The following is a 23538-nucleotide window of genomic DNA, read 5'->3' on the forward strand; positions in this document are numbered from 1 at the left end:
GAGCAAGGAAAAATGACGCTGGATAACTGCCGGCAGGCGAATGTTGCTATTGCCGAAAAGTACGGCGTCTTACAGCTCCATCTTTAGTGGTTGTCGTGATAGCTATCCGGAACCGGTTGTGGTAGTCTTTGGTGTGTCAAAAAAGATGTCCAGTCGAAAAGGAGTGGCGAAAATGCCGCAGGTAAAAATCATACAGCCTATAGCCGAACAGACAAAAAAGCTGCGGGTTGCAGCTTATGCCCGCGTGAGCAGCGATTCCGTTGATCAGCTGAATTCCTTCGCCACTCAGGTAACCTATTACACGGACTTCATCCAATCCAAAGACGAATGGGAATTTGCTGGTCTTTATGCTGACGAAGCAGTTTCCGGCACAACAACCGACAAGCGGAACGATTTTCAACGTCTGCTTGCCGACTGCCGTGCCGGAAAAATTGACCGCATTTTGGTCAAATCCATTTCCAGATTTGCCCGCAACACCCTCGACTGCATCCAGACGGTTCGGGAACTCAAACAGCTTGGTATCGCGGTGGAATTTGAAAAAGAGCACATCGATACCGGAAACATGGGCAGCGAAATGCTCTTAAGTATTCTGGGCTCTGCCGCACAGGAGGAATCCCTCTCTATCTCTAAAAACTTAAAGTGGAGCTACCGACACAGGATGAAATCCGGCGATTTTATTACATCTAAGGAGCTATTAGGATACTTTTTTCAAAATAATACACTTGTTCCAAATCCAAAAGAAGTTCCGATAGTTAACTATATATTTGATAGTTATCTTGCTGGGAAAAGTCCAGAGGAAATTGCTGATGAATTTAACAGAATAGAGCTCAAAACAGATAAAAGGTTATCGGGAAAATGGCAACCTTCACTGATTAGATATATTCTCGCCAATGAAAAGTACGTTGGCGATTCACTGGTACAGAAATACTATACCCCCGACGAATTACCTTTGAGGGAAAAAAGAAATAAGGGAGAGATTTCCCGGTACTATATTCAGAATTCGCATCCGGCTATTATTTCAAGAGAAGTTTATAATTCTGTACAGGAATTACTCCAGAAGAGAAGGGCTCCATATACCATGAAAAGTCGAGCACCAAGAGTAGCATTAAGTAATATGATGCAGTGTGGGGTATGCGGTTCCAACTTTCACAAACACCATCATAATGGAGAGAATAGTTGGCTTTGCGCTCTGCATAAAAAAAGTAAAGATTTATGCATGATGCCTATTTTGCATGAAAAAGAAGTCTATATGACATTTTTATCTCTTTATAATAAGCTACTGGATAATATTGATATTTTGAAAACTATGTTATGCCAGCTGGTTGAGCTACAAGCTAAGGTAACATACATTAGGCCGGAAATACAGTTTCTCAATGAAAAAATATCTGAATTGGTTAAGCAGAATTATTCCCTCACAAGGTTGCAGATCAAGGGGTGTATTGATTCTGCTATTTTTATAGAGCGAAGCAACCGCAACAACCAAAAAATAGAGGAACTTCGACGAGAGCTGCGGCAGATTCAAGAACCGGACGAGATCAGCAGTACCATCGATGGAACTCGCTTGTTGCTAGACTTACTGAAAGACGCAAAGCCTATGCTGGAATTCGAAGCTTTCGTTTTTCGGAGTATGGTGAGACAAATTACCGTTTATCAGGAAAAGTTCTGTTTTCAACTCGTTAACGGACTAATACTGGAGGAGAGGAGAACTTAGTTATGAAAAAGAGACGGTATTTTCCATTCGGGTATCATATGGCAGACGGAAAAATTTTGATCTGCTCGGAAGAAAGCGCTTTACTTCGAGAACTATTTTCCTGTTATCTTAGTGGCGCTTCTCTACAACAATTAGCAGATTATGCAGAACAAACTGGGATATGTTACCGTGAAAACACTACACATTGGAATAAAAATATGATTGCAAGAATGTTGGATGACGAAAGATACTGGAATTCTGACGAATATCCTTCTATCGTCAGGAAAGAAACGGGTTCTGCGATTATCTCCATGAGGAAACAACGGGCAACCGCCCAATCTCCCATTGCGTTCATTCAAAAAAAGCTGGTCTGCAGTAATTGTGGGAGCAGATTGTATAGGATGACCCAAAAATTTCCGCGAATACGTTGGGACTGCAAAAAATGTGGTAGACGCGTCGGCGCCACTGATAAGGAGTTGTTGGAAACAGTTACAGAAAAAATGATTGCCATCTGCCATGCTCCTCAGAGCGTGGATCAGGTGATTACTCCTTGTAACAAGCTGTCTATACAGGCAGCCCGATTGACCAACGAAATTAATCAAATGATGAATCAGCGTGAAGCAGATTCCAAGCAATTGCTTTCCCTGATTTGGGAATGCGCTGTCGAAAAGTATAAGACCTGCGGCATTAAGGAATCCGACCACCTCACCATGAAAATAAAAACCCTGTTTCTGGATCATGGCAACGATATGAAATTGGACCGAGAGCTTTTCGACCAAGCCGTTAAGCAAGTTATACTGCAACTGAACGGTTCCGTACAGTTGCGGTTGCTGAATGAAAAAATAGTGTAAAGGAGAAAGCTTCTTATGTCACAAAAAGTAGTTATGGAAATCCCGGCAAACCCTACATTGGGCGATTTGCGAAAACGAAAACACGAACTTAGGGTTGCAGCTTACTGCCGGGTAAGCACTGCAGAAGAGGAACAGCAAAACAGCTTTGAGGTGCAAGTAAACTACTACACCGAAAAAATTGCCCAGCATGATGGATGGCAGCTTGCCGGTATCTTCGCGGATGACGGTATCTCTGGGGTACGGACAAAAAAGAGAGAGCAATTCAACGAAATGATTGAACTGTGCAGGAGAAAGAAAATCGACCTCATTCTGACAAAATCTATTTCCCGCTTTGCCCGAAACACGCTTGATTGCATCAAGCACGTGAGGATTCTCAAAAGCTGGGGAATTCCTGTTATATTCGAGAAAGAAAATATCGACACTTCAAACATGAACAGCGAAATGCTCCTCACCTGCCTGAGTTCCTTCGCCCAGGCTGAAAGCGAATCTATTAGTGGCAATGTCACGAAAGGAATTCGCATGGGATACAAGCAAGGGCGGTTCGCTTTCCGTTACACCGGCTTCGCCTTTCAAAAAGGGTTGGATGGGGAACCGGAGATCATCTTAAAAGATGCTCAAACCATCCGCATGATTGCGCAGGAATTCCTGAATGGCGACAGCCTGAAAATAATTAAGGAAAAACTAGAGAAAGCAGGTATTCTAAGCCCTGCAGGGGAGCCTAAGTGGACGACGCAGACAATTCTGCGAATCCTGCAAAATGAAAAATATGCAGGCGATGTCTTGCTGCAGAAAACCTATACCGAAGATTTTCTGGAAGGAAAGGTAAAGAAGAATAACGGCGAATTGCCACAATACTATATAAAAGATAACCATCCGGCTATCATACCAAGAGAAATGTTTTTTGAAATTCAGGAAGAACTTGCTCGGAGAAGAAGCAAAAAGCCTGCCAATACCAAGAAAGCAAAAACCAACTGTGGCAAGTTTACCAGTAAATATGCTCTGTCCGAAAGGTTGGTTTGCGGGGACTGCGGTTGCTACTTCCGTAGAGTAACATGGAATATCCATGGGAGAAAGCAAATTGTCTGGCGATGTATCAACCGGTTGGAATGTGGGCCAAAGGCTTGCAAGGACTCCCCCAGCCTTAAGGAAGATGAACTCTACTCCGCCATCCTGAAAGCCATTTGTTCCCTAGTTCAAGACTACCAGAGAGAAATGGTCGCTACCTTGCAGGAAGTATTTTTGCACTGCATCGGTGGGGAAAATGCCACAATTAATCCCCTTATTATAGAAGATCGGTTTCATAAGCTGGACAAGGACTTAGACCGCTTGCTTACGATGGAAGGGAGTGAAATCGTGGATCTGAGAATCAAGCAAATCAGCGACAAAATGCTTCAGTTGAGACAAATGAAAAAACGTGCGGAACTGGATGCCCTGCAGAATATGGGTCGAGAAAGCCAAATCAAGAAAATCATGAAACTCATCTCCGCAGAAGATCTTGACCTGACAGAATACTCTGATACTTTAGTATACCGTATCGTCGAGAGAATCGCTGTACTTTCCAAAGAAAAAATTCGTATCCGATTCATTGGTGGAGTTGAAATTATCCAGTCGCTTCACTGAGAATAGTGTTATGATTCACATTTTTTTTGTTGACAAAAGCAAAAATACATGATATTATACTAAAAAAAGAAACAAATCGAGGAGATTTTGTTTGTGATTGAGAAAAGAGAGTTGCCTTTTGTAGAACCGCCAATAAGGTTTTCGCCGTCTATTGACTATTTTTTATCATTGGTCAGTCTAAATATTGATAAGACTTTACCTTGGATTTTGGAGAATTATATTGATGTTGTTTTCAACAAGACGAAAGGTTCAAACTACTTTGTAATGGAGTTCTTGGATATATATAAGTTGTGGTGGAATTGTCCTTTTATCAATGTATCTCGGATTCCTAGACGTATTGTTGAGACGGGAACTATAGTGGAGTTTGTAAAGACATTAATTGATAATGAGTTGTATGTGATGCTAATTATAGATACGTTTTATATTCCAGAATATACAACTTACCGTAAAGAGCATCTTGCACATGAGATTTTTATATACGGGTATGATTCAGAGTGTTTGTTAGTTAGTGATTATTTTGATTTTTTGCTTCCTAAAAGAAAAAAGATTAGATTTAGTGATTTGTCCAATGGTTATAATTTTTTGGACAGAAACGAGAAAGATTATCTGTGTGGAATAGTTACTTTCGAGATAAATAAGGATGTTATCCTGAACGGGAAGCCAGATGTTCAGTTTGTGAATAAGACATATGTACTTGATCGGATGCTATTGAAAACTAAGATAAAAGCTTTTTTAGATAGTAGCCCGGTTGTACTTGCAAGCTACCCTAATGAGTTTGACCCATGCTTTGGATTTCAATCTGGTTTTAATTCATTCCATTCATTAGTGGAAGTTATTGATGAAGACTCTTATTATTTGCTGCGAAAACCTTTAGTATTATTGTATGACCATATTAGAATTATGGAAATCAGAATTGAGTATTTATTAGGGAAAGAGTCTTTTCTTGATTATAAGTGTAAAAAGGTGTTTGAGATGTGTTCGATAATCAAAGGTGTCTATATTAAAGGTTTATTAAGAAACCAATTTGAAATATGTAAAATTAGAGATTTGCTTAATAAGTTATTGCTCCGATACAAAGATGTTATAGTCGAACTTTATAACTTGATTTAGTGTTAATACAGATATAAGCATATCATTTTGGTGTAGTGGTAACTTCCCTTCTCTATTAATTCTGCTACGAATGTAGAGCGCAAAAAAATATATTTCTTTCAAATCTGTGAATATAGAAGGTTTGACAGCTTTACTAGCGTTCATTTGTTTTTACTGCCAGTTTTGCATACTTGTTTTTTTATGATGTCCATGTTGAGTGGCACAACATGATTTAATTTATGGAAAAATGGCTGGACTGTTGAGAAATTGTTTCTTAGAAAGGAGGTGAGGAAATTGAAAGAATTATAGCAATTTAAGTGCAGCAAGGATCTGGTGATGCTTTCACCATAATATATGGTTGTGTTTCTTACAAAAAACTTGAAAAGAGGTAAAGCTAATATGAAGAAAGCAAAGCTAAGAAAACCGGAGAAAAAGTGTACAATAGTGAATTTATACGCATCCGGTGAAAATTGCAATTGTTGCTGGTAAGCATCTTTTTTGTGGCGCTCTTTTATGGGCGCCACTGTTCTATCATATTTATTATGGCGGTGACAACCTGTGGATGTGTTAATTGTTGATTCAGGAATTATCGAGCATAAAGTACTCCAAGGAGTTTCTGTTACTACAACAGGGTATCATGGACAAAATAGCTTGGAAGATGTTATTGATGTAACTGGTCATGGCACAGCAGTTGCTGGATTAATTGCCAGAGGACATTCAGATATCTGTTTGCATATTCTAAAAATTTTTGATTCTGATTATCAATGTACTATAGATAGTCTAGTAGACGCACTTACATATATATGTCAAAGTGCTGTTCGGTACGATGTAATCAATATGAGTTTTGGGATTACCTCATTTGATGAAGTAGAACAACTAGAGCACCTTGAAAGATTATGTCGGGAGCTGGCGAGTACGGGAAGTATACTGGTTGCCGCTTATAATAATGAGGGAGCAATTTCTTACCCAGCTTTTTTTGATTGTGTAATTGGTGTGGATACATCGAGCAAAGCACGCAACAAGTCAGAGTATGAATATATAGAGAATTCTCCTGTGAATATCCGTGCCTATGGAGGTATTCAAAAGGTAGCGTGGAATGATCCTCCTTATACAGTTATTAGCGGAAATAGCTTTGCTTGTGCAAATATGACAAATATACTACTTGCTGAGCTAAAAAAAGAAGGAACGGGTCTGGAGCTATGGGAAAAGGTACGGGAAAAGGCGGTAAGGATACAACGGTTCGAATCCTATCTTCCCGTTGAAAAAGCACCAATATGGTTACAGAATTCAAAAGCAATACTTCTCCCTTTTAATAAAGAAATTCACAGTCTTTTGGCGTTTGAATCTCAGTTAACAATGTCTGTTGTTGATGTATACGATTGGAAATATACAGCACATATCGGAGAATCTATTGCAAAACTGCTACCTTATCGGAGCGTAGCAGATCGGATTATTAAAAACTACGAAACAATCGATTGGAAATCCTTGGCCTTTGACACTGTAATCGCTGGTCATATGGGGGAACTATCTTGGCGGTGTAAGCGAGATTTACTAAAAGAGATTGTGGAAAAATGTTGTCAAAATCATAAAAATCTTTATGCATTTGATGATTTATCACCGTATAAAGAATTGATTCGTTGTCAAGGGGGAGACTTTAACCGGTTCTTTTATCCGCATATTACGTCTGCAAATATACCCAAGGGGCGTTTTGGCAAACTTTATGAAATTGTTTCTCCTGTGCTAGCTGTTATCGGAACAAGTTCTCAGCAAGGAAAGTTCACGTTGCAACTATCTTTGCGTGAACAATTAGGTTATAAAGGATACCGGGTGGGTCAAATTGGCAGCGAACCTTCTGCGTATTGTTTTGGTATGAACTATGTATTCCCTTATGGATATCGATCTAATGTTGAGACCGATGGGTATGAAAATATGCAAATACTAAATCAGATGATGCATGGCATTGATCGGGAAGCTGTTGACATATGTCTTGTAGGAACGCAGTCAAATACGGTTGTCTATAGTAATAGTAATCTTGGCTTAATCCCTTTGCATCAATATGAATTCCTGTTAGGAACCAGTCCGGATGCTTTTGTGTTGGTAGTAAATCCACACGATGAATTTTCTTATATTCTCCGTACACTAAATGGTGTGGAAAATTGTATCAATTGTAGATGTGTAGCCATTGTTGTTTATCCCATTGAAAGACGACCGGTACTTGGGGTGCTGTTTCGAAAAGAAAATATTGAACAAAGTGAGGCGTATGAGTCGTTCAAAAAGCAGTTAGGTCAAATGGTACAAGTTCCTGTACTGGATATGGAAGAGGCTTTACAGACGACAGGCCTCGTCGATCTTGTTATTGATTTTTTTGCTGAGAAATAATATTTCTTAGAGCAATAGGAAAATTGAGGGAGTGTATTGTGCTGACAAATACGATTATTAAAGGATGCAATTGTATTGAGCATGTTTTATGCAATATTCTACTAAATATGGGACTAGATTATTCTATGCTCTTTACTGATAGTTGGAGTATTTTTGTTCGTGTAGACGCAGCTTTGCCTTTACGGGATCGATTGGATATTTATCATTCTAGTTATTATGAATTATTTGAAAACCTAAGAAGATATTACGGAATAGATGACAAATGGCAAGCTCGACCAAATAATTATCAAGAACTTCAATCACTCATACAAACGCAAGGGTACCTGTGTTTACGGGTTCCAACGGAAGCTTGTTCATGGCTGATTTCAATTGATGGTATGGAAGAGTATCATTATCTTTTAATAGCCAGTATGGAGGATCAGTGGTTATATGTCTACGACTACAGTTCAACAATAATGAAAAGATTGAATTTAGAGATGCTACTGAAAAAGGGGAACATAGAGCTTATCGCTTTCCATAGGACTCAAGATATAATACATGCACAAAACTATGAGCAGGATCTGATACGGAAACTGAATGAAAAAGCTGAAAAGCGTAGGCTGAGTGAAAATATTCGGTTGTTAACAAAAGAATTGGATGATGCCACATTGATTCTATCAGAATTGTCATATAGTGATCTAATTGTATCCCCGCTGCTTCGGAAAATTAGCTATCTTGGTTTTGGCCGTCAAAATTTTCTGACCCTATTCCAAAGAAGAAATCTCATAGAAAAATACAATTTAGAGGAAGAATGTAAGTGTTTACTGGAAATTTCTAAGAAATGGCTTTTTTTGAATAAGCTGTTTACCAAGTTTGCTTTATCAAGTAAAGCAGAAATACTGCAAAAGATTAAGAGATATCTCGAAGGTATATCGATAGAAGAAGAAGAACTTCTTGATCGTTTTCTCGCAAAAATGAGATAAAAAGGAGATTAAAATATTGAAAAGAGTTCTTTTGCCGATTCTTAAAGAGTTATTAGACATTTCTACAGAAGTAACACCTCAAACTCCATTCAATTTGTTTGAGTATGATTCTTTTACAAAGGTAAATATAATTGTTGCAATCGAAGCATATGCGGAGACAGATGCAGTTGAATTTGACGATTTAATTGCATGTGATACTTTCCAAGATGTGATAGACTTAGCAGAGCGAATAAAGATGAAAGCTGGAGGAGAGGCATAGTGTACAACGAGGAACTTTATAATGAAAACTTCCGAAAAATTCAAAAGGCAATCCGTAGAACAGCATTGATTTATGGTACGCGTGAAGAGACGCCTCTAATGATGAGTATTCTTGTTACTAATAGATGTCAGCTTCGGTGTCGACATTGTTTTAATGCATCCTTTCATGATAACGCTTGCGCTGAGTCAAAATCTAGGGAACTCACTATCGATCAATATCGGAAAATCTCGTCTTCGATGGGTATTATCATGAAAGGAATTTTTTCTGGAGGCGAACCATTTCTAAGAGATGACTTAGCAGAAATTGTTTCCCTATTCCAACATAATAATAAAATGATATGGACGAGTTTATCGACCAATGGGCAGGATACACAGAGAGTTTTTCAGACAGTTGAAAAAATATTGATTAATGCACCGCATCAACATTTATCTCTCGCATTTTCTCTTGATGGTTTTCCAGAGTACCATGATTATATTCGAGGGAAGGGTTCATATGCTCTCTGTTTGCAAACATGGAGAGAGTGTTCGAAATTAAAGAAGTATCCCAATTATGACCAATATATATGTACCACAATGAATACTGTTAATCAGCGAATTTTGCCAGATTTCATTCGTTGGTGTTTCCGAGAATTGGAACCCAGCATGGTATCGGTATTAAAAACACGTCAGCATCCTCGGGACGGCGATTATCTCAAAAATGTGGATGTTAATTGGTATCGGAAAAGTCGGGAAGTGGTAGAATGGGAAACGTGCCAAGGAAATATGGGAAATGTAAATAGCCCTCAGACTTATATGAACAGCTGGATATGTCGTTATGTAGAACAGACGTTGCAAACAGGAAAACGGAGTTTTCATTGTTATGCGGGTCAATATGGCGGATTCATTCAATATGAAGGGTCAGTTGGTGTTTGCGAGATACTACCAGCAATCGGGAATTTAGCTGATTACGAGTACGATTTTAGAAAGTTGTGGAATAGTGAGCATGCCAAAACTTATCGAAGAAAGGTTGGCAGACACCGTGAATGTGATGTCTGTACCCATGAAACAGAGGGAGTTATCCCATCGTTGTTTTTCGAAAGAAACTTTACAAAGCCGTTTCCTTTTGATGTGTGAAAGAAGGATAGTAAGATGAAAATAGTTGTTTATGGTGCAATGACAGGAGGTGGGCATCGGTCGGTGTTAGAGGCTTTGGCTGAGATCTTTGAAACCTCGGGTCATCTAGTAGAATCAGATGAAGATTTTTACGAAACTGTTTGTGAAAGCAATCGGATTATGAGTGATTTTTATAATTTGATTCAGCAACGATCAATGCGTTTGTTGGAAATTTTATCAGAAGTTTTCCGTTTAGAGGGCCCCCAACAACGAGCGCGTCAATATCCAATTTTTCGACAGTATTTAGACGAACACCTGCCTAAAGATGTTGATGCAATTATTTCTGTAACACCTCTTATTAATTATCCAATTATTCGCTATCTATCGGAATCTGGGGCACATACTAAATTTTTTATTGTTGTTACTGATCCCTACCGGACGATGTATCCGGGATTTGAAGCTAAGGGCGCAACGGCCTATTTTTGTCCAAGTGATATTTCCAAGAATCAATTAGTCCAAAAAGGGATTTCTCCAAGTAAAATTGTTCTGACTGGTTATCCTATTCGACAACGCTTTTTTGACAAAAGGAGTCAAATAGAAATTCGGCAATCCATGTCTATTCACGAGCGTTGGGTCATCTGCATAAATTGTGGCGTTGGCGGCAATATAGAATATCTGCCGATGATAATCGAGACTATTCAAGCAGTTTCAAACTCCTACCGATTTTTAGTCATTTGCGGTGAAAATCGTGTGTTATATTACCTTCTTAAGGAAAGGCTAGCCAGTTATAAAAATGTAACTATATACGGTTATGTTACCAATATGGAAGTGCTGCTGCGCGCGTCCGATATCTGCTTAACAAAAGCAGGTGCGAATACTGTATATGAGTCACTAGCTTCAGGAACATTTCCGTTAATTGTTGGATTTAATGGATTAGCTTATCAGGAAAAAGGTGTGTATGAGTTTTTAGAAAAGGAGTATGGTGTATCACAGCGAATAACAAATACTCGCGACATAATTGATTTTATAAATAAAGAGCTTAATGAATGTTTACTGGATGATTTTAAGAACAAGCTTTTTGCTACACCTGTTGAGAATGGTGCCTTGCGGATTGTAGATAGTGTTTTAGCGGAAATCGAGGGTGATTGAAGGAGAGAAGAATTATATGGCCTATAAAAGCATCATTGTACCCGTAAGATATAAGCTCCATCATAGGTATGAGGGTGAACTGAGTGCGAAAATACTTTATTTATCGGATACTATTGTTGATTTTCGTTTCTATGAAGAAGGAGAGTATATTGATCGGATTGAATTGATTTGCAACGTGGGAACATGGAAATCCAGCAGATCGACTTGGGAATTGGATAACATAAAGACAGCATTAGAAATTCTACTGCAGAAAGATTTTTCAACACCTCATACTATGGAAGAAAAAACAGTTTGGAGGGTCTTGTCTCCACCTGAAAAAGAACTATTCTGTTTTCAGGCTCTTGTTAGCCGGGGCTGGGTAAATGAGGCGGCTACTGGACAAATTATTCTTAGTGAACCGCTTATTACTCTGTTTGACTACTTAGATCAAAAAATCCGCCGATTTGCCTTATCGGAACTGAAAGCTGTCGAGTATCAGTATCCAACATTGATACCTAAGTCTACCGTGGATCTATGTGGCTATGTTGATAATAGTGCCCATCTCTTGTATTATGTGAATAGTCTTCACCATGATCCGCAAACATATTGCGAATTTCAGAAAAATCGGAAATCTTCGCCTTCTAAGATTAATCGATATCTAAGGGAGGAAACGGAGTATTGTTTACCTCCGACTATGTGTTATCATACATATCACCAATTTCGTGGTAAAGAACTTCCACGTCCTTTCGTAGTAACTTCTCGGGGAAAATCTTTTCGAAATGAAGAACGGTATGCAATTGGAATGGAGAGAATGGTAGACTTTACTATTCGGGAAATAGTTTTCTTTGGAAACTACCGCTTCGTGCAATCCGTGCGAGAACTGCTGATTGATTTTGGAGCAAAGCTGTTTCAGGATTTGCATATTGCTGGATATTGTAGTAGTGCTAGCGATATGTTTTTTTTGGCGGATAATGCTGAAACCACAATAAAAATGCAAAAACAGTTGAAATTTAAGTTAGAATTCCGTGCCTATCTAGGATCTGAAAAGGACGTCTCAATCGGGTCTGTCAATTACCATGATAGCTTTTTTTCACGGAATTTCCAATTATCTATGAAAGAGACTCCGTATCTAGTAAGCGGGTGTGCTGGATTTGGGCTGGAACGTTTGGTATACGCTTTTATTTCTCAAAATGGCATTGATCCTCAAAAATGGCCAATTTCTTTAGAAAAAATGAGAGGTGGGTTATTTGATGAATAGGAAAAAAACGTTTGGGTTAATTTATACCTTTACTTGTCCAGCAGCATGTCAACATTGTTGTTTTGCCTGCTCCCCTGATCGAGAAGAGAAGATGGATTTTAGGTTGGCAGAACAAATCATTAACTCTCCATACTTTATGAGAGAATTTACAACAGTATTTTTTAGTGGTGGCGAAGTTCTTCTATATTTTGATGAGGTTACTCGCTTGATGGGAATGGCAAAAGGTCATTATCAAATTCGATGCGCTACAAATGGTTTTTGGGGTGACAATCCTGCCCGAGCAGAAGCGATGATTCGAAAATTGAAACAATGTGGTTTAACTCACCTGGTGGTGTCCTATGACGAATTTCATGCCAATTTTATTCCTGTTTCTTCAATACAGACGATTTTAAAACTATGTAAGAAATATCTCGTGGAGGTAGAAGTACAAATCGCGGCTTGTCAAAGTTCATGGCGCTTAGCAGATACAGCAAATATTTTGTTAAAATCTATTACAGAGATTCCGGTTTTAGAAGCAGCTGTTCTTTTGGTTGGATCCGCAAAGAAGAATTTATCTGAAAAAGATTTAATTTATGAGTATGAGATAGTAGAAGATCGTTGTTTGGGTTCAGATGCGATTGCAATATTCCCGGATGGAAGTGTTTTCTCTTGTTGTTCACCCGTTAGCTATTCCACGCCACTTCTGCGGCAGGGTGTGTTACGATTTGGAATGAGTGATGCGCAGATTCGAAATGTTATTGAAAATGACTCTCTATTTCGGAGCTTAGTAAAATACGGTGTTAATGGTACTTGTAGACGAAAGTGGCCCGATTATTCAATATCTCAGAAAGAACGATATGTGAATGTATGTGATTATTGTCATCATACTTTATCTCAAATTCCATATTAAAGAAGAGTGAAATGTAGATATGAGATATAAACGTAAACAATCGTACTTTGAAGCACCGATCAACGTAAACATTGCGTTGACAGAACAATGTAGTCTTCAATGTCCTTTTTGTTTTCATGAATATGGACATGGAGCGAATTTGGATTTTTCTCTACTGAAGAGCTACCTAGATCAGTTAGCTCAAATGGGTACATGCTGTGTACAGTATAGCGGTGGAGATCCACTTTTATATCCTTATCTTGAAGAGGCAATAGAGCATGCTCATAAATTGGGGCTATATACTAGACTGTCTACTTCGGGCTCGACATTAACTTTTGCATATGCAAAGAGGCTAAAAAAAGCCGGATTGGATTGTTGTCATCTTTCTTTAAATGGATCAACGCAGGAAATACACAGTAAAACGCGCGATGGATTTATGGAAACAATGGATGCAATGCGTATCGTGAGTGAGGTGAAAGTACCTTGTGCAATCAATTGGGTAGCCAATCATGCAAACGTACCAGATCTTATTCACGTGATCGAATTGGCGCAATCGATGCAAGTAAATTATATCAGTATATTAGCCAATAAGCCCAGCCGTGATATGGAACTATTTTTCCCTTACAGTTATAGCGATTTAATCTGGCTAAAAAAGCTTTGTGAAAAATATCCTGAGTACCTTAATGTAGAAAGTTGCTTTAATGAGTTACGATTGTTGCTTTATGGAACAAAGATTCCAGTTGTTGATAAAGGTTGTAAAGCTGGACGTTTTCATATGGCTATTGATGTGAGAGGAACATTTCTTCCCTGTCCTCATCTGGATGCTTTGGGAGAAAAGATGAAGGATATTGCTACTTATTGGAATACAAGTGAGGTCCTTGGGCAAATACGTGAATGTTTCCGTCATGGTATGGGCAACAGGGTTTCCCAATGTGACATTAGCGAAACTAGTTTATGTAACCACTGTAGGTATAAGCAATGCTGTAATCCCTGCTATATTGGACAGAATGGTCAATTGCTACGTTGCGCAGATCGTCGGACTTGTATTATATTTAATAAATCCTCCTAGTAAATTATGGAAAGGATGTATGTTGTTATGCAAGTGAAGCCTTCGTATTATAATGAAATTCTTGAAAAGAAAGATGGAATAGCGTTGTATAATACGAGAACAGGGAAAATGGTTCGTTGTTTTGACGAACAGGCTAGAAAAGTTCGCGATATTTTACAAAGAGAAGAACTGTTCGTCATACAAAAGACGGGTCTAGAGCAATGGCTTTTTGAACAGCAATTTTTGATTGATGCAAAACGAGACGAATTGGAAGAAATGTGCGAATTAGAGAAAAAACAGGAGTTTGATAACTATCTCCATTTGAATATTCTAACTACTGAAGAGTGTAACTTTCGGTGTACATATTGTTATGAAGCATTTGCTCGAGGAACAATGTCGGAAGATACTCAAATGCAACTTATACGTTTTGTGGAAGAAAAAATAGGAATGCGGGACGGCTTAATAGTTAGCTGGTTTGGCGGAGAACCGTTGGAGGGTATCGAAGTCATACGTCGTTTATCTTTGGCTTTTATGAATATCTGTAAACAGAAAAAGAAGGTCTATTTTGCTGGTATAACAACTAACGGGTATTTGTTGACTGAAGAGATTGTCAGAGAGTTAAAAAAATACCATGTAGTGGAATATCAAATTACGTTGGATGGATTGCCGGAAGACCATGATAAACAGAGAGTTCTTAAAGATGGTTCGGGCTCCGCTGAACGCATTATTGAGAATCTCCGAAATATCAAGAATAATATTCATTCAAATTCCATTCGTATTACGTTGCGCACAAATTTTACAAAGTCTATGCTTGTTAACGCGAAAAAATTTATCGACTTTTTGCAAGAAAATTTTTTAAATGATCCAAGATTTGGGATATTTTGGCAGGTTGCAGAGGACTATGGACAAGTCGTGGACGAATCGGTTCGAGAGAATTTTTGTTCGGAATCGGAATATCGAAAACTAATTAAGGATTTTGCACTTTTCTATTCAAATACCGTGTTTGAATCGGCCATGAGACCAGCAGGCTCTATATGCTATGCCATGAAACGTAATGCCTTTGTGATCAGTTCCGATGGTGTTATTAAAAAATGTACTTGTGATATGGAAAGTGACAGGAATAGATTTGGCAGGTTAGATGGATCATTTGATGAGAGAAAACACGATCAATGGCTGACAAGAATTATACGCAAATCTATGAAGTGCTATACGTGCAAAAAACGGCCTATGTGTCATTATCGTGCTTGCCAAAAAACGAAAAATTGTCCGCCAAATTTGTTTTTCTACCGAGAAATGTTAGAACACTTAACAGATAATCCAGCTAATGTAACTATTAAGGAGGAAATGATATAATGGATAGACAAGAAATTGAGAATAAAGTATGGGAGATCCTAGATAATCTTGGTGTTATCGAAAAAGAAAATGAAAAAACAATTATTCATTTTGAAGAAATCGATTCTATTCAGTTAGTATCGATTATTGTAGATATTGAAGAGTGTTTTAATGTGGAAATACCAGATGAATACATAAATCCTGAGTTTTTGTTTTCTTTTGATCATATCGTGAATGTTGTTGCAGAGTTGCTCCATGATCCTAATACGGCGACTTCCTAAATAAATATATGTGAATTTTTCAACAACTATATACAGAAATAAATATATTATAATTTTTAATATATTTATTATTTTTAATAGGAAGGAGGTTAATTCATGAAGAAACTAGTAAAGCCGTGTAAGAACAGAAAAAAAGCGATGCTGTACGGCGGGGGAGGCTCTGGAGAAAATTGTAATTGCTGTTGGTAAAATCGGTATGCAGGGAGACGCAATGCGTCTTCCTGTATGCATGTTTGAATTTCTTTTGTAACGCTGCCACATGCTTCTTAGGAAGGAATTAAACTATGAGGACAGAAAAAGGATACGGGACACTTCATAATGTCACCTATGTGCTTCGCAACACTTGGAATTGGGAGCGTCCTATCGTCGTTTTTTTATTGTTGCAGGCAATTATTGGTATGGTTATGCCGTTTGCTGGTATTTACATTCCTACTGTAATTCTTAGTGGAGTTACCGGCGAGATTTCTTTTCAGAATGCGTTGATTATTGTAGGGGTCATGTCTTTTGTTTTTGCTTTGTGTAATGTTGTTAATGAATATATCCATGCTGTCAATGAGATGCATCTTACCAATAACAAAGTTCATTATCTAACTGAAGTCTTCAAAAAGAAAATGATGATAGATTATCAGTTCGTGGAAAGCGAAAAGGGACAGAATATATTCCAAGATGTTTTGAATACTCTTTTCAATGATAATACTGGTGTGTCAGGTATGTTGCAGATCTTAGGCGACTTTTTAGGGAAAATGCTTGGGTTTGTGCTCTATATAGGAATTATCTCTATACTTAGCCCTTGGATTGTGGTTATCCTTTTGGTGACATCTGGATTGTATTTTCTCGTGCTGCGATACACCAATGTTTATGAATATAATCTCCGGGGACGATGGGCGGTTATTGATAAAAAGCTTAATTATCTTTTTGACAAAACAACAAATTATATATATAGCAAAGATATCAAGCTGTATTCAATGGAGAAGTGGCTTTCATCCATTATTAATTCGTTAATACAAGAACGGATAGGGTGGGTAGTCCGAATATCTCGGCATAACTTTATTGCTGTTATTGCCAATTTAGTGCTCTTGATATTTAGAGATGGGTTGTCATATGCATATGTTTTTTATGCTGTTTTTAGCGGGAAAATACAAATTGCTGAATTTACATTATATTTTGGAGCTGTTGTTGGGCTTTCCGACTTTATTACAAATATAATGCAAGGGATTGCATTAATCATTCGCACGAGTAACGAAGTGTCTATCATACGTAAATATCTGGATACTCCGACTATCCGTGCTGGTTACAAAGAATTAAAGCTGGATGCAGATGATACCTTGGAAATTGAGTTCCATAATGTTTCTTTCCGATATGCTGGGGATTCACAAGATGTTTTAAAGAACATTAATCTGACAATCCATAAAGGTGAAAAAGTCGCACTGGTAGGTGAAAACGGGGCAGGAAAAACTACACTGATTAAGCTACTGTGTGGTTTATATAAGCCGACAAAGGGCGAAATCTATCTGAATGGAATAGCTATGTCCGAGTTGACAACAGAATCTGTTTATCGACTATATTCTGTTGTTTTCCAATCAATCTATGTACTGCCGATGACAGTGGCGCAGAATATCGCTCTAACTGATCAAAAGCAGATCGATTTGGAGCGAGTTTGGTCCTGCTTGCAATTATCCGGTTTGGGAGATACTATTCACGATCTAGATACCCCTCTGACAAAAATGATTGATGAAAATGGTGTGGAACTTTCTGGCGGAGAAACGCAAAAGCTGATGCTAGCTAGAGCCATGTATAAAAGGTTTGCTGCACTGATTCTGGACGAACCTACCTCTGCGCTAGATCCCATTGCGGAGAAAGAGTTGTACAAAGTTTATCATACGTTAGTTCGTGGACGAACCTCTCTTTTTGTTTCTCACCGCTTGGCATCCACACAATTCTGTGATCGAATTTTATTCCTAAATCATGGGCGCATCGAGGAAAGCGGGACCCATCAGGAATTGCTGCGTTACGGTGGCAAGTACAGCGAGTTGTTCCAGATACAAAGTCAGTATTATAAGTGAGAGAATAATATGAAAGCTTTTAGACACAGTTTTTATAAAACAGGACGAATTTTAAAAATTGCACTTTCACTATCCCCTTTATTATTTTTAGTAATACCAGTTATTTCATTTCTGAATGCGTTGTCCCCTTTTGTAAATTACATTTTTACCTGTTTGATACTGGATTCTTTGGATCTAGGAACAAAAAAATCGATACTTTTTATATACGCTGGTTGTGTAATTGGTGCCAATATGCTTCTCGTGCTTTTGGGGAATATTTTTGAGCGCATGCGGGAAGTTGCATTGTATCGTTTGGAGTTGGAGTTCAAAAAAGCAATTAGTCTAAAAATGATGGATCTTGATTATGATAAACTTGAATCTGAGTATGTGCAAGGGATAAAAAACTCTATTGATCAGCAAAATATGCGTTTCGGAGGAATAAGACAGATTATAGAGGCTGTTGGGGAAATAATTCAATATATCATTAGTTTGATTTTAGCATTTTTGTCTTTTCTAAATATTTTTCAAATGCGTTCCAAGATGGTGGATTCTTCGTTTTGGACCGGTTCGTGTCCAGTTGTTTTATTACTGGTCATATCTTTTTTATTCATACTTGTGTCTTATCGATTACAACTCAGGACAAATCAGAAGATTGTAAATTTGAATGACCAATTAAACCGTGCCAATAGAAGTGGATTCATGTTTATGCAGTTGCTGGGAGATTATCATTTTGGTAAAGACATTCGAATATATCATCTTAAAGATTTTTTGTGTTTGTCATTTAATAAATTGTGGAATTCTCCTATTGGATTGAAATTGATGAAGGATATGGGAAGAACTAAAGCTTCCATTCCTTGCTTGACGGCCATTGTAAATTCATTAATCACTTTCTCATCCTTTTTGCTTGCTGCGATAAAAGCTATTAATGGGGAAATAACCATTGGTACTGTGGTGTTGTATGCAGGAAGTATTCAGGTTTTTATTAGTTCTATCTCTGATCTGATATATTCGCTTGGTAATCTAATGGGTGAATGCGAGCAAATGGGTCCTTATCTTGAACTGTTTGCTATTCCTGTGCATGAAAGTCCGAAAACCGAATCGATTCTTGACAAGAATTCTGATCCGAAGTCATTTGTTGTGGAGTTTCAGAATGTTTCTTTTAAGTATCCTCACACCAATACATGGGCATTACATCATATTAATTTGACTATACGGTATGGTGAGCGTATTGCTATAGTGGGGATGAATGGATCAGGTAAAACGACCCTCATCAAGCTACTATGTCGTTTATATGAGCCTACAGAGGGAAAGATTACTCTGAATGGACAGGATATTCAATCAATAGAAGTTGATAAATACCGGTGTCTTTTCAGTGTAGTGTTTCAAGATTATCATTTGTTCTCTTTCACCTTAGGAGAAAATGTAGCTTGTTCTTCAGAATACCATGCTTGTTCAGTATATGATGCTATGAAAAAAGCTGGAGGTCTTTCTTGGGTGGAGAATCTTCCACAAAAGTTAGAAACTGTTTTTTTTCATGATTTTGAAGAAAATGGAGAAGAAATATCTGGTGGAGAGGCGCAGAAAGTTGCAATTGCACGGGCGATTTATTGGAAAGCACCTTTTTTGGTGTTAGATGAACCGACAGCTGCGTTGGATCCTCGTATGGAATGTGAAATTTATAAAAATATTTGCCAGTTAGTGGATGAAAGCGGTATTATTTATATTTCTCATCGCTTATCTAGTTGTCGTTTTTGCTCAAAAGTTCTCGTTTTGCATGAGGGCGAGATTGTACAGATGGGTTCCCATGATGAGTTGGTGCGGGATAAAGCGGGGAAATACCACGAGCTTTGGTACGCTCAGGCACAGTTTTATCAATAATGCCATTCGTTGGAAATGCATGCAACTTGAATTTTCTTGCATTAGCTTTCAAAGAGAATGATGGGTTGCTATATATGCCACGGTAGAGTGTTCTGTTTTTTGAAGCTAATAAAAAAGAGTGCGGAGGCTGTATGAGAATTGTCGAATATTTGTTTCGTAATAAATATATAGATTTCTTAGTGGATTATTGGAACGATTATAGATACAATGTGAAAACATGTGGTGCTGTACATTTCAGAAGTAGTCGTGTCATAAACTTTGATTATGAACCATCTTCTTATTCCGATTTACATAAAATTTTTGCGGAAATCTCTTTTACAAAAGATAGCCATTTAATTGATTATGGATGTGGTAAAGGGCGGGTTTTAATCATGGCAGCTTTGTATGGTTGTTCTCGGATAACTGGTATTGAATTGCGTCCGGATTTATGTCAGATAGCCAAAACAAACGTTTCAAATGTATGGGCGAGGAACAATACTAATGTAACTATTCAGATTCTTGAACAAGATGCGATTCAATATAAGATTGATCCTTCTATAAATTATTTTTTCTTTTATAACCCTTTCCACATGAAAGTGTTTATATATGTATTGAAAAATATTCAACAATCTGTGTTACTATCGCCTCGAAATGTTCAACTGATCTTTTTTAAACCACAGAAATCTACAATTTGGCAATTAGAAAAAATGAAATTTTTCACACTACAGAAGGAATTGAAAGAATCTCGTTGTTTAATTTACCACTACTCGCCTAACAATGAATAGAGGTCAGAGGTTGGATGTTTTGCTCAATTAAAAGAGGTCGAAAGTTGAAACTCAAAAATAGGGCAATTTGTAGTTAATTCTAATGGGAAATTAATGAAATTTTTTGTGGAAATTTGAGAATAGGCTTGTGCCATTGCCAACATGTAGTATAATATATATACATGGATTTACACTATTCCTTGAATATTGGAATGCAAATACAAAAACGGTTTTATTCTGAACCAGGAATTCTCATTTTCGGTGGGTATCTTTTTTGTAGCATAAACCCAAAAGTCCACCGTAATTCTGATAGAATTACGGTGGACTTTTTCTATGCCCGAAAACCGCTTGAAATTAGGCTTTTCGGTTGTTTCAGAACATAAGTGAACCCCGCTGCAGGCAATTCTGCGGCGGGGTTTGTGCGTTTTATGTGGATTGAGACTTCATGTACCGTCATAATCGTTAAACGGCTGAGGTAATCGCTAAATCGCAGAGGCATTCGTTAAATTACAGGAATAATCGTTGAATTAGAAGGGAATTAAAAAATCAAAACACGCACAATCTCTGTTCGCATAGTTTCATTTTTGGGGGAAAAACAGCATAACAGGTTGTGTTCGCATGGATTTTTAACCCGTGATTGTCATGCTGCACCTCCGTTATACGCGGAAAATCACCGATTCATACGGGCGCAGATTGGGGTCGGTGTAGCCGCCCTCGCGGTCGTAGGAGGAGAGCAGCACTTCGCCGTTCTGCGGAACGAGCGCGGCGGGGATTTTCGACGGTTCGGCGGAGAAATTGTGGAAAGAAAGCAGAGTTTCGCCGTTATAGCTGCGCTTTAGGGCGAACAGCGTATCGGAGCCGGTTTCCGGAATTTCGAGGTCGCCGCGTGAGAGCGCGGGACTGCTTTTGCGCAGTGCGATGAGCGCTTTGTAACAGCTGAAAATGGAGTGCGGGTCGTTTTTCTGGTTTTCCGCGTTGATCTTTGTGTAGTTCGGGTTGATGCCGAGCCACGGCTTGCCTGTTGTGAAGCCGGCGTTTTCGGTTGCGTTCCACTGCATCGGTGTGCGGGCGTTGTCGCGGGAGATCATCTGCGCCTCTTTCAAGGCCACGTCCGGTGTGTCGCCCGCCAAAATGTGCTGGTGGTAGGTGTTTTTTGCATCGGGGTCGTTGTAATCTTCAATGTGCGGGAAGCGCATGTTCGTCATGCCAATCTCTTCACCCTGATACACGAACGGCGTGCCGGGCAGGGAGTGCAGCAGCATCGCGAGCATTTTGGCGGAAACCTCCCAGTATTCCTTGTCGTTGCCGTACAAAGAGACCTGGCGGGGCTTATCGTGATTGCTGAAAAACCGCGCCCACCAGCCGTTTTCCTTTAAGGCGTCGTAGTCGTTTTGAATATCCTGCTTCATTTTTTTCGGCGACCACGTTTTGATCTCGACGATCGGCGCGACGAACGGGATGGCCATATCGAACTCCTCGCGGTCGGTGTTGACGTAGCGGGCGAGCTCCTCGGCGTCTTTCGACGCCACTTCGCCCACGGTCATGACGTTATATGGCGAGAACACGCGGCGGTTCATGTCGCGGATATAGGCGTGCGTGCCGGGGCGACCGTTGATGAGACTCGAACTGAACGAATAGCCGTCCGGCTGCGGCGGCTCTGCGGAATCCGGGAAATCCTGCGGCTTATCAAGGTAGCTGATGGCGTCCACTCTAAAGCCGTCCACGCCTTTTTTCACCCACCATTCCATCATGGAGAAGATTTCTTCACGCAGCGCGGGGTTTGTCCAGTTAAGGTCGGGCTGCTTTTTGGAGAACAGATGGTAGTAATACTGCCCGCGCTCCGGTACAAATTCCCACGCGCTGCCGCCGAAAACGGAGGCCCAGTTGTTCGGCTCCTTGCCGTTTTTCGGGTCGCGCCAAATGTAGTAGTCGTTTTTTGGGTTATCGCGCGAGGTTTTGGATTCGAGGAACCACGGATGCTCGTCGGAGGAATGGTTCACGACGAGGTCCATAATGACCTTGATGCCGCGCTTGTGGCACTCTGCACACAGCGCGTCCCAATCTTCCATGGTGCCGAACTCGTCCATGATCTCCCGGTACCCGGAGATGTCGTAGCCGTTGTCGTCATTCGGCGAGCGGAACACGGGCGAGAGCCACAGCGCGTTGATGCCGAGCGCCGAAAGGTGGTCAAGGCGGCTTAAAATGCCGGGAATATCGCCGATACCGTCTCCGTTAGAATCCTGAAAGCTGCGCGGGTAGACCTGATACACGATAAGATCCTTCACCCAATCTTTTTTCTGTTTCATACAACTTTACCTCCTGTGCAATATCCATGTATATTGCGCAAAGCGGCCTTTCGGCCAAGTGTTTTTACCATTATAACACAGTTTACAAGAATTTGAAAAGTATTTGAGAAAAATAGTGAAAATTATGCTTTGAAGTATAAAGGGGAAAGCTGGGCGCTTAGCTTCCAAACATGCGTTAAGTTTTCTATACTGCGGTGCTCGTTTGCCGGGGTGAATTCAGAGAAGCCGGTGGTAAAAATGCCGAAACGGTTTCAGTCGCCGAAATGTACACTTATAAGAATATAGGTGTATAGAATGGAGACCTATAAAACAGAGTATAAGCCACAGGACAAAGGATATAGGGTGAAAAGAACGGTGTGCCGGGTGCGGCAGCCGTTTTTTTAACCTTTTTTCGGGTGTTGTAGGGCAGTATATACAACATCGGTTTAAAATAAATAGAAATAGTAAACATAATATTGATGAAATTAGAATGAGTAGCGGATGAAAACGAAATGTTTGTAATTGAAACTATTGAAAATGACTATAAAGCGCAGATTTATGCGCCTTAAAGTATCAAAGCATACAAAAGCATATAAGCGTATTAAAATTACATAATTTTAAAATGGGAAACCGATTTCACATTGCTCCATAAAATGCACTTTTTGTTGTATATGGCATTATAAAAGTAATATTATTTAAAATATTTGGAGAAAATACTTAAAAGTTTTTGAAAA

18 protein-coding genes are annotated in these 23538 nt (G+C 39.1%); 17 read left to right on the plus strand and 1 reads right to left on the minus strand.

The features are described from left to right. Positions 1-172 precede the first annotated feature (172 nt). The 17 genes from R2K26_RS13970 to R2K26_RS14050 all read left to right on the plus strand — a co-directional run bounded on the left by R2K26_RS13970 (position 173) and on the right by R2K26_RS14050 (position 20540). Positions 173-1711 carry a recombinase family protein gene (locus R2K26_RS13970; RefSeq protein ID WP_316523053.1) on the plus strand — a complete coding sequence of 513 codons (1539 nt, stop codon included), beginning with the start codon at positions 173-175 and terminating at the stop codon, positions 1709-1711. A gap of 2 nt (positions 1712-1713) precedes the next feature. Then, positions 1714-2541: a recombinase family protein gene (locus R2K26_RS13975; protein ID WP_316523058.1), complete on the plus strand. Its 828-nt coding sequence runs from the start codon at positions 1714-1716 to the stop codon at positions 2539-2541. A 15-nt stretch (positions 2542-2556) separates the two neighbouring features. Further along, positions 2557-4161, plus strand: coding sequence for a recombinase family protein (locus tag R2K26_RS13980; RefSeq protein ID WP_316523064.1), 1605 nt, complete (start codon positions 2557-2559; stop codon positions 4159-4161). Between the two features lie 93 nt (positions 4162-4254). Continuing rightward, complete coding sequence (locus R2K26_RS13985; protein ID WP_316523067.1) at positions 4255-5271, plus strand: hypothetical protein; 1017 nt, start codon at positions 4255-4257, stop codon at positions 5269-5271. A gap of 537 nt (positions 5272-5808) precedes the next feature. Continuing rightward, a complete protein-coding gene (locus R2K26_RS13990) occupies positions 5809-7629 on the plus strand; it encodes a S8 family serine peptidase (RefSeq protein WP_316523070.1) in 1821 nt (606 codons plus the stop codon). A gap of 38 nt (positions 7630-7667) precedes the next feature. Beyond that, positions 7668-8591: a hypothetical protein gene (locus tag R2K26_RS13995; protein WP_316523073.1), complete on the plus strand. Its 924-nt coding sequence runs from the start codon at positions 7668-7670 to the stop codon at positions 8589-8591. Positions 8592-8607: 16 nt separating this feature from the next. Further along, entirely contained in the window at positions 8608-8850 is a 243-nt protein-coding gene (locus R2K26_RS14000) for a phosphopantetheine-binding protein (protein ID WP_316523075.1), read from the plus strand. After that, a complete protein-coding gene (locus tag R2K26_RS14005; RefSeq protein WP_316523079.1) occupies positions 8850-9962 on the plus strand; it encodes a radical SAM protein in 1113 nt (370 codons plus the stop codon). The genes R2K26_RS14000 and R2K26_RS14005 overlap by 1 nt, the downstream gene beginning before the upstream one ends. Before the next feature lie 15 nt (positions 9963-9977). Further along, the gene (locus R2K26_RS14010; RefSeq protein ID WP_316523082.1) at positions 9978-11090 is read left to right on the plus strand and encodes a glycosyltransferase; all 1113 of its coding nucleotides are present in this window, start codon (positions 9978-9980) and stop codon (positions 11088-11090) included. A 16-nt stretch (positions 11091-11106) separates the two neighbouring features. Continuing rightward, the gene (locus R2K26_RS14015; RefSeq protein WP_316523085.1) at positions 11107-12327 is read left to right on the plus strand and encodes an aminoacyl--tRNA ligase-related protein; all 1221 of its coding nucleotides are present in this window, start codon (positions 11107-11109) and stop codon (positions 12325-12327) included. After that, positions 12320-13216: a radical SAM protein gene (locus tag R2K26_RS14020; RefSeq protein WP_316523088.1), complete on the plus strand. Its 897-nt coding sequence runs from the start codon at positions 12320-12322 to the stop codon at positions 13214-13216. Before R2K26_RS14015 ends, R2K26_RS14020 begins: the two co-directional genes overlap by 8 nt. 19 nt (positions 13217-13235) lie before the next feature. Beyond that, the gene (locus R2K26_RS14025) at positions 13236-14264 is read left to right on the plus strand and encodes a radical SAM protein (protein WP_316523094.1); all 1029 of its coding nucleotides are present in this window, start codon (positions 13236-13238) and stop codon (positions 14262-14264) included. Between the two features lie 27 nt (positions 14265-14291). Next, complete coding sequence (locus R2K26_RS14030; protein ID WP_316523097.1) at positions 14292-15596, plus strand: radical SAM protein; 1305 nt, start codon at positions 14292-14294, stop codon at positions 15594-15596. Further along, entirely contained in the window at positions 15596-15856 is a 261-nt protein-coding gene (locus R2K26_RS14035) for a phosphopantetheine-binding protein (RefSeq protein WP_316523101.1), read from the plus strand. Before R2K26_RS14030 ends, R2K26_RS14035 begins: the two co-directional genes overlap by 1 nt. A 284-nt stretch (positions 15857-16140) precedes the next feature. Then, positions 16141-17919: an ABC transporter ATP-binding protein gene (locus R2K26_RS14040; protein ID WP_316523104.1), complete on the plus strand. Its 1779-nt coding sequence runs from the start codon at positions 16141-16143 to the stop codon at positions 17917-17919. Positions 17920-17928: 9 nt separating this feature from the next. Then, entirely contained in the window at positions 17929-19776 is a 1848-nt protein-coding gene (locus R2K26_RS14045) for an ABC transporter ATP-binding protein (protein WP_316523107.1), read from the plus strand. Between the two features lie 131 nt (positions 19777-19907). After that, positions 19908-20540, plus strand: coding sequence for an RsmD family RNA methyltransferase (locus R2K26_RS14050; RefSeq protein WP_316523109.1), 633 nt, complete (start codon positions 19908-19910; stop codon positions 20538-20540). Positions 20541-21175: 635 nt separating this feature from the next. On the opposite strand, the gene R2K26_RS14055 is transcribed toward R2K26_RS14050, so the two are convergent. Then, on the minus strand, positions 21176-22825 hold the full coding sequence (locus tag R2K26_RS14055; protein ID WP_316523111.1) for an alpha-glucosidase: 1650 nt from the start codon (positions 22823-22825) through the stop codon (positions 21176-21178). Positions 22826-23538: the final 713 nt, after the last annotated feature.

The sequence above is a fragment of the Neglectibacter sp. CSJ-5 genome (assembly GCF_032490475.1).
Taxonomy (GTDB): Bacteria; Bacillota; Clostridia; order Oscillospirales; family Acutalibacteraceae; genus Hominenteromicrobium; species Hominenteromicrobium mulieris.

Bases quoted from the DNA above. Each gene is read 5' to 3' on its own strand.
- R2K26_RS14055 (WP_316523111.1), bottom strand. From the start codon at position 22,825: ATGAAACAGAAAAAAGATTGGGTGAAGGATCTTATCGTGTATCAGGTC.
- R2K26_RS14050 (WP_316523109.1), top strand. From the start codon at position 19,908: ATGAGAATTGTCGAATATTTGTTTCGTAATAAATATATAGATTTCTTA.
- R2K26_RS13980 (WP_316523064.1), top strand. From the start codon at position 2,557: ATGTCACAAAAAGTAGTTATGGAAATCCCGGCAAACCCTACATTGGGC.
- R2K26_RS14025 (WP_316523094.1), top strand. From the start codon at position 13,236: ATGAGATATAAACGTAAACAATCGTACTTTGAAGCACCGATCAACGTA.
- R2K26_RS13970 (WP_316523053.1), top strand. From the start codon at position 173: ATGCCGCAGGTAAAAATCATACAGCCTATAGCCGAACAGACAAAAAAG.
- R2K26_RS14020 (WP_316523088.1), top strand. From the start codon at position 12,320: ATGAATAGGAAAAAAACGTTTGGGTTAATTTATACCTTTACTTGTCCA.
- R2K26_RS14040 (WP_316523104.1), top strand. From the start codon at position 16,141: ATGAGGACAGAAAAAGGATACGGGACACTTCATAATGTCACCTATGTG.
- R2K26_RS13975 (WP_316523058.1), top strand. From the start codon at position 1,714: ATGAAAAAGAGACGGTATTTTCCATTCGGGTATCATATGGCAGACGGA.
- R2K26_RS14045 (WP_316523107.1), top strand. From the start codon at position 17,929: ATGAAAGCTTTTAGACACAGTTTTTATAAAACAGGACGAATTTTAAAA.
- R2K26_RS14035 (WP_316523101.1), top strand. From the start codon at position 15,596: ATGGATAGACAAGAAATTGAGAATAAAGTATGGGAGATCCTAGATAAT.
- R2K26_RS14015 (WP_316523085.1), top strand. From the start codon at position 11,107: ATGGCCTATAAAAGCATCATTGTACCCGTAAGATATAAGCTCCATCAT.
- R2K26_RS14010 (WP_316523082.1), top strand. From the start codon at position 9,978: ATGAAAATAGTTGTTTATGGTGCAATGACAGGAGGTGGGCATCGGTCG.
- R2K26_RS14030 (WP_316523097.1), top strand. From the start codon at position 14,292: ATGCAAGTGAAGCCTTCGTATTATAATGAAATTCTTGAAAAGAAAGAT.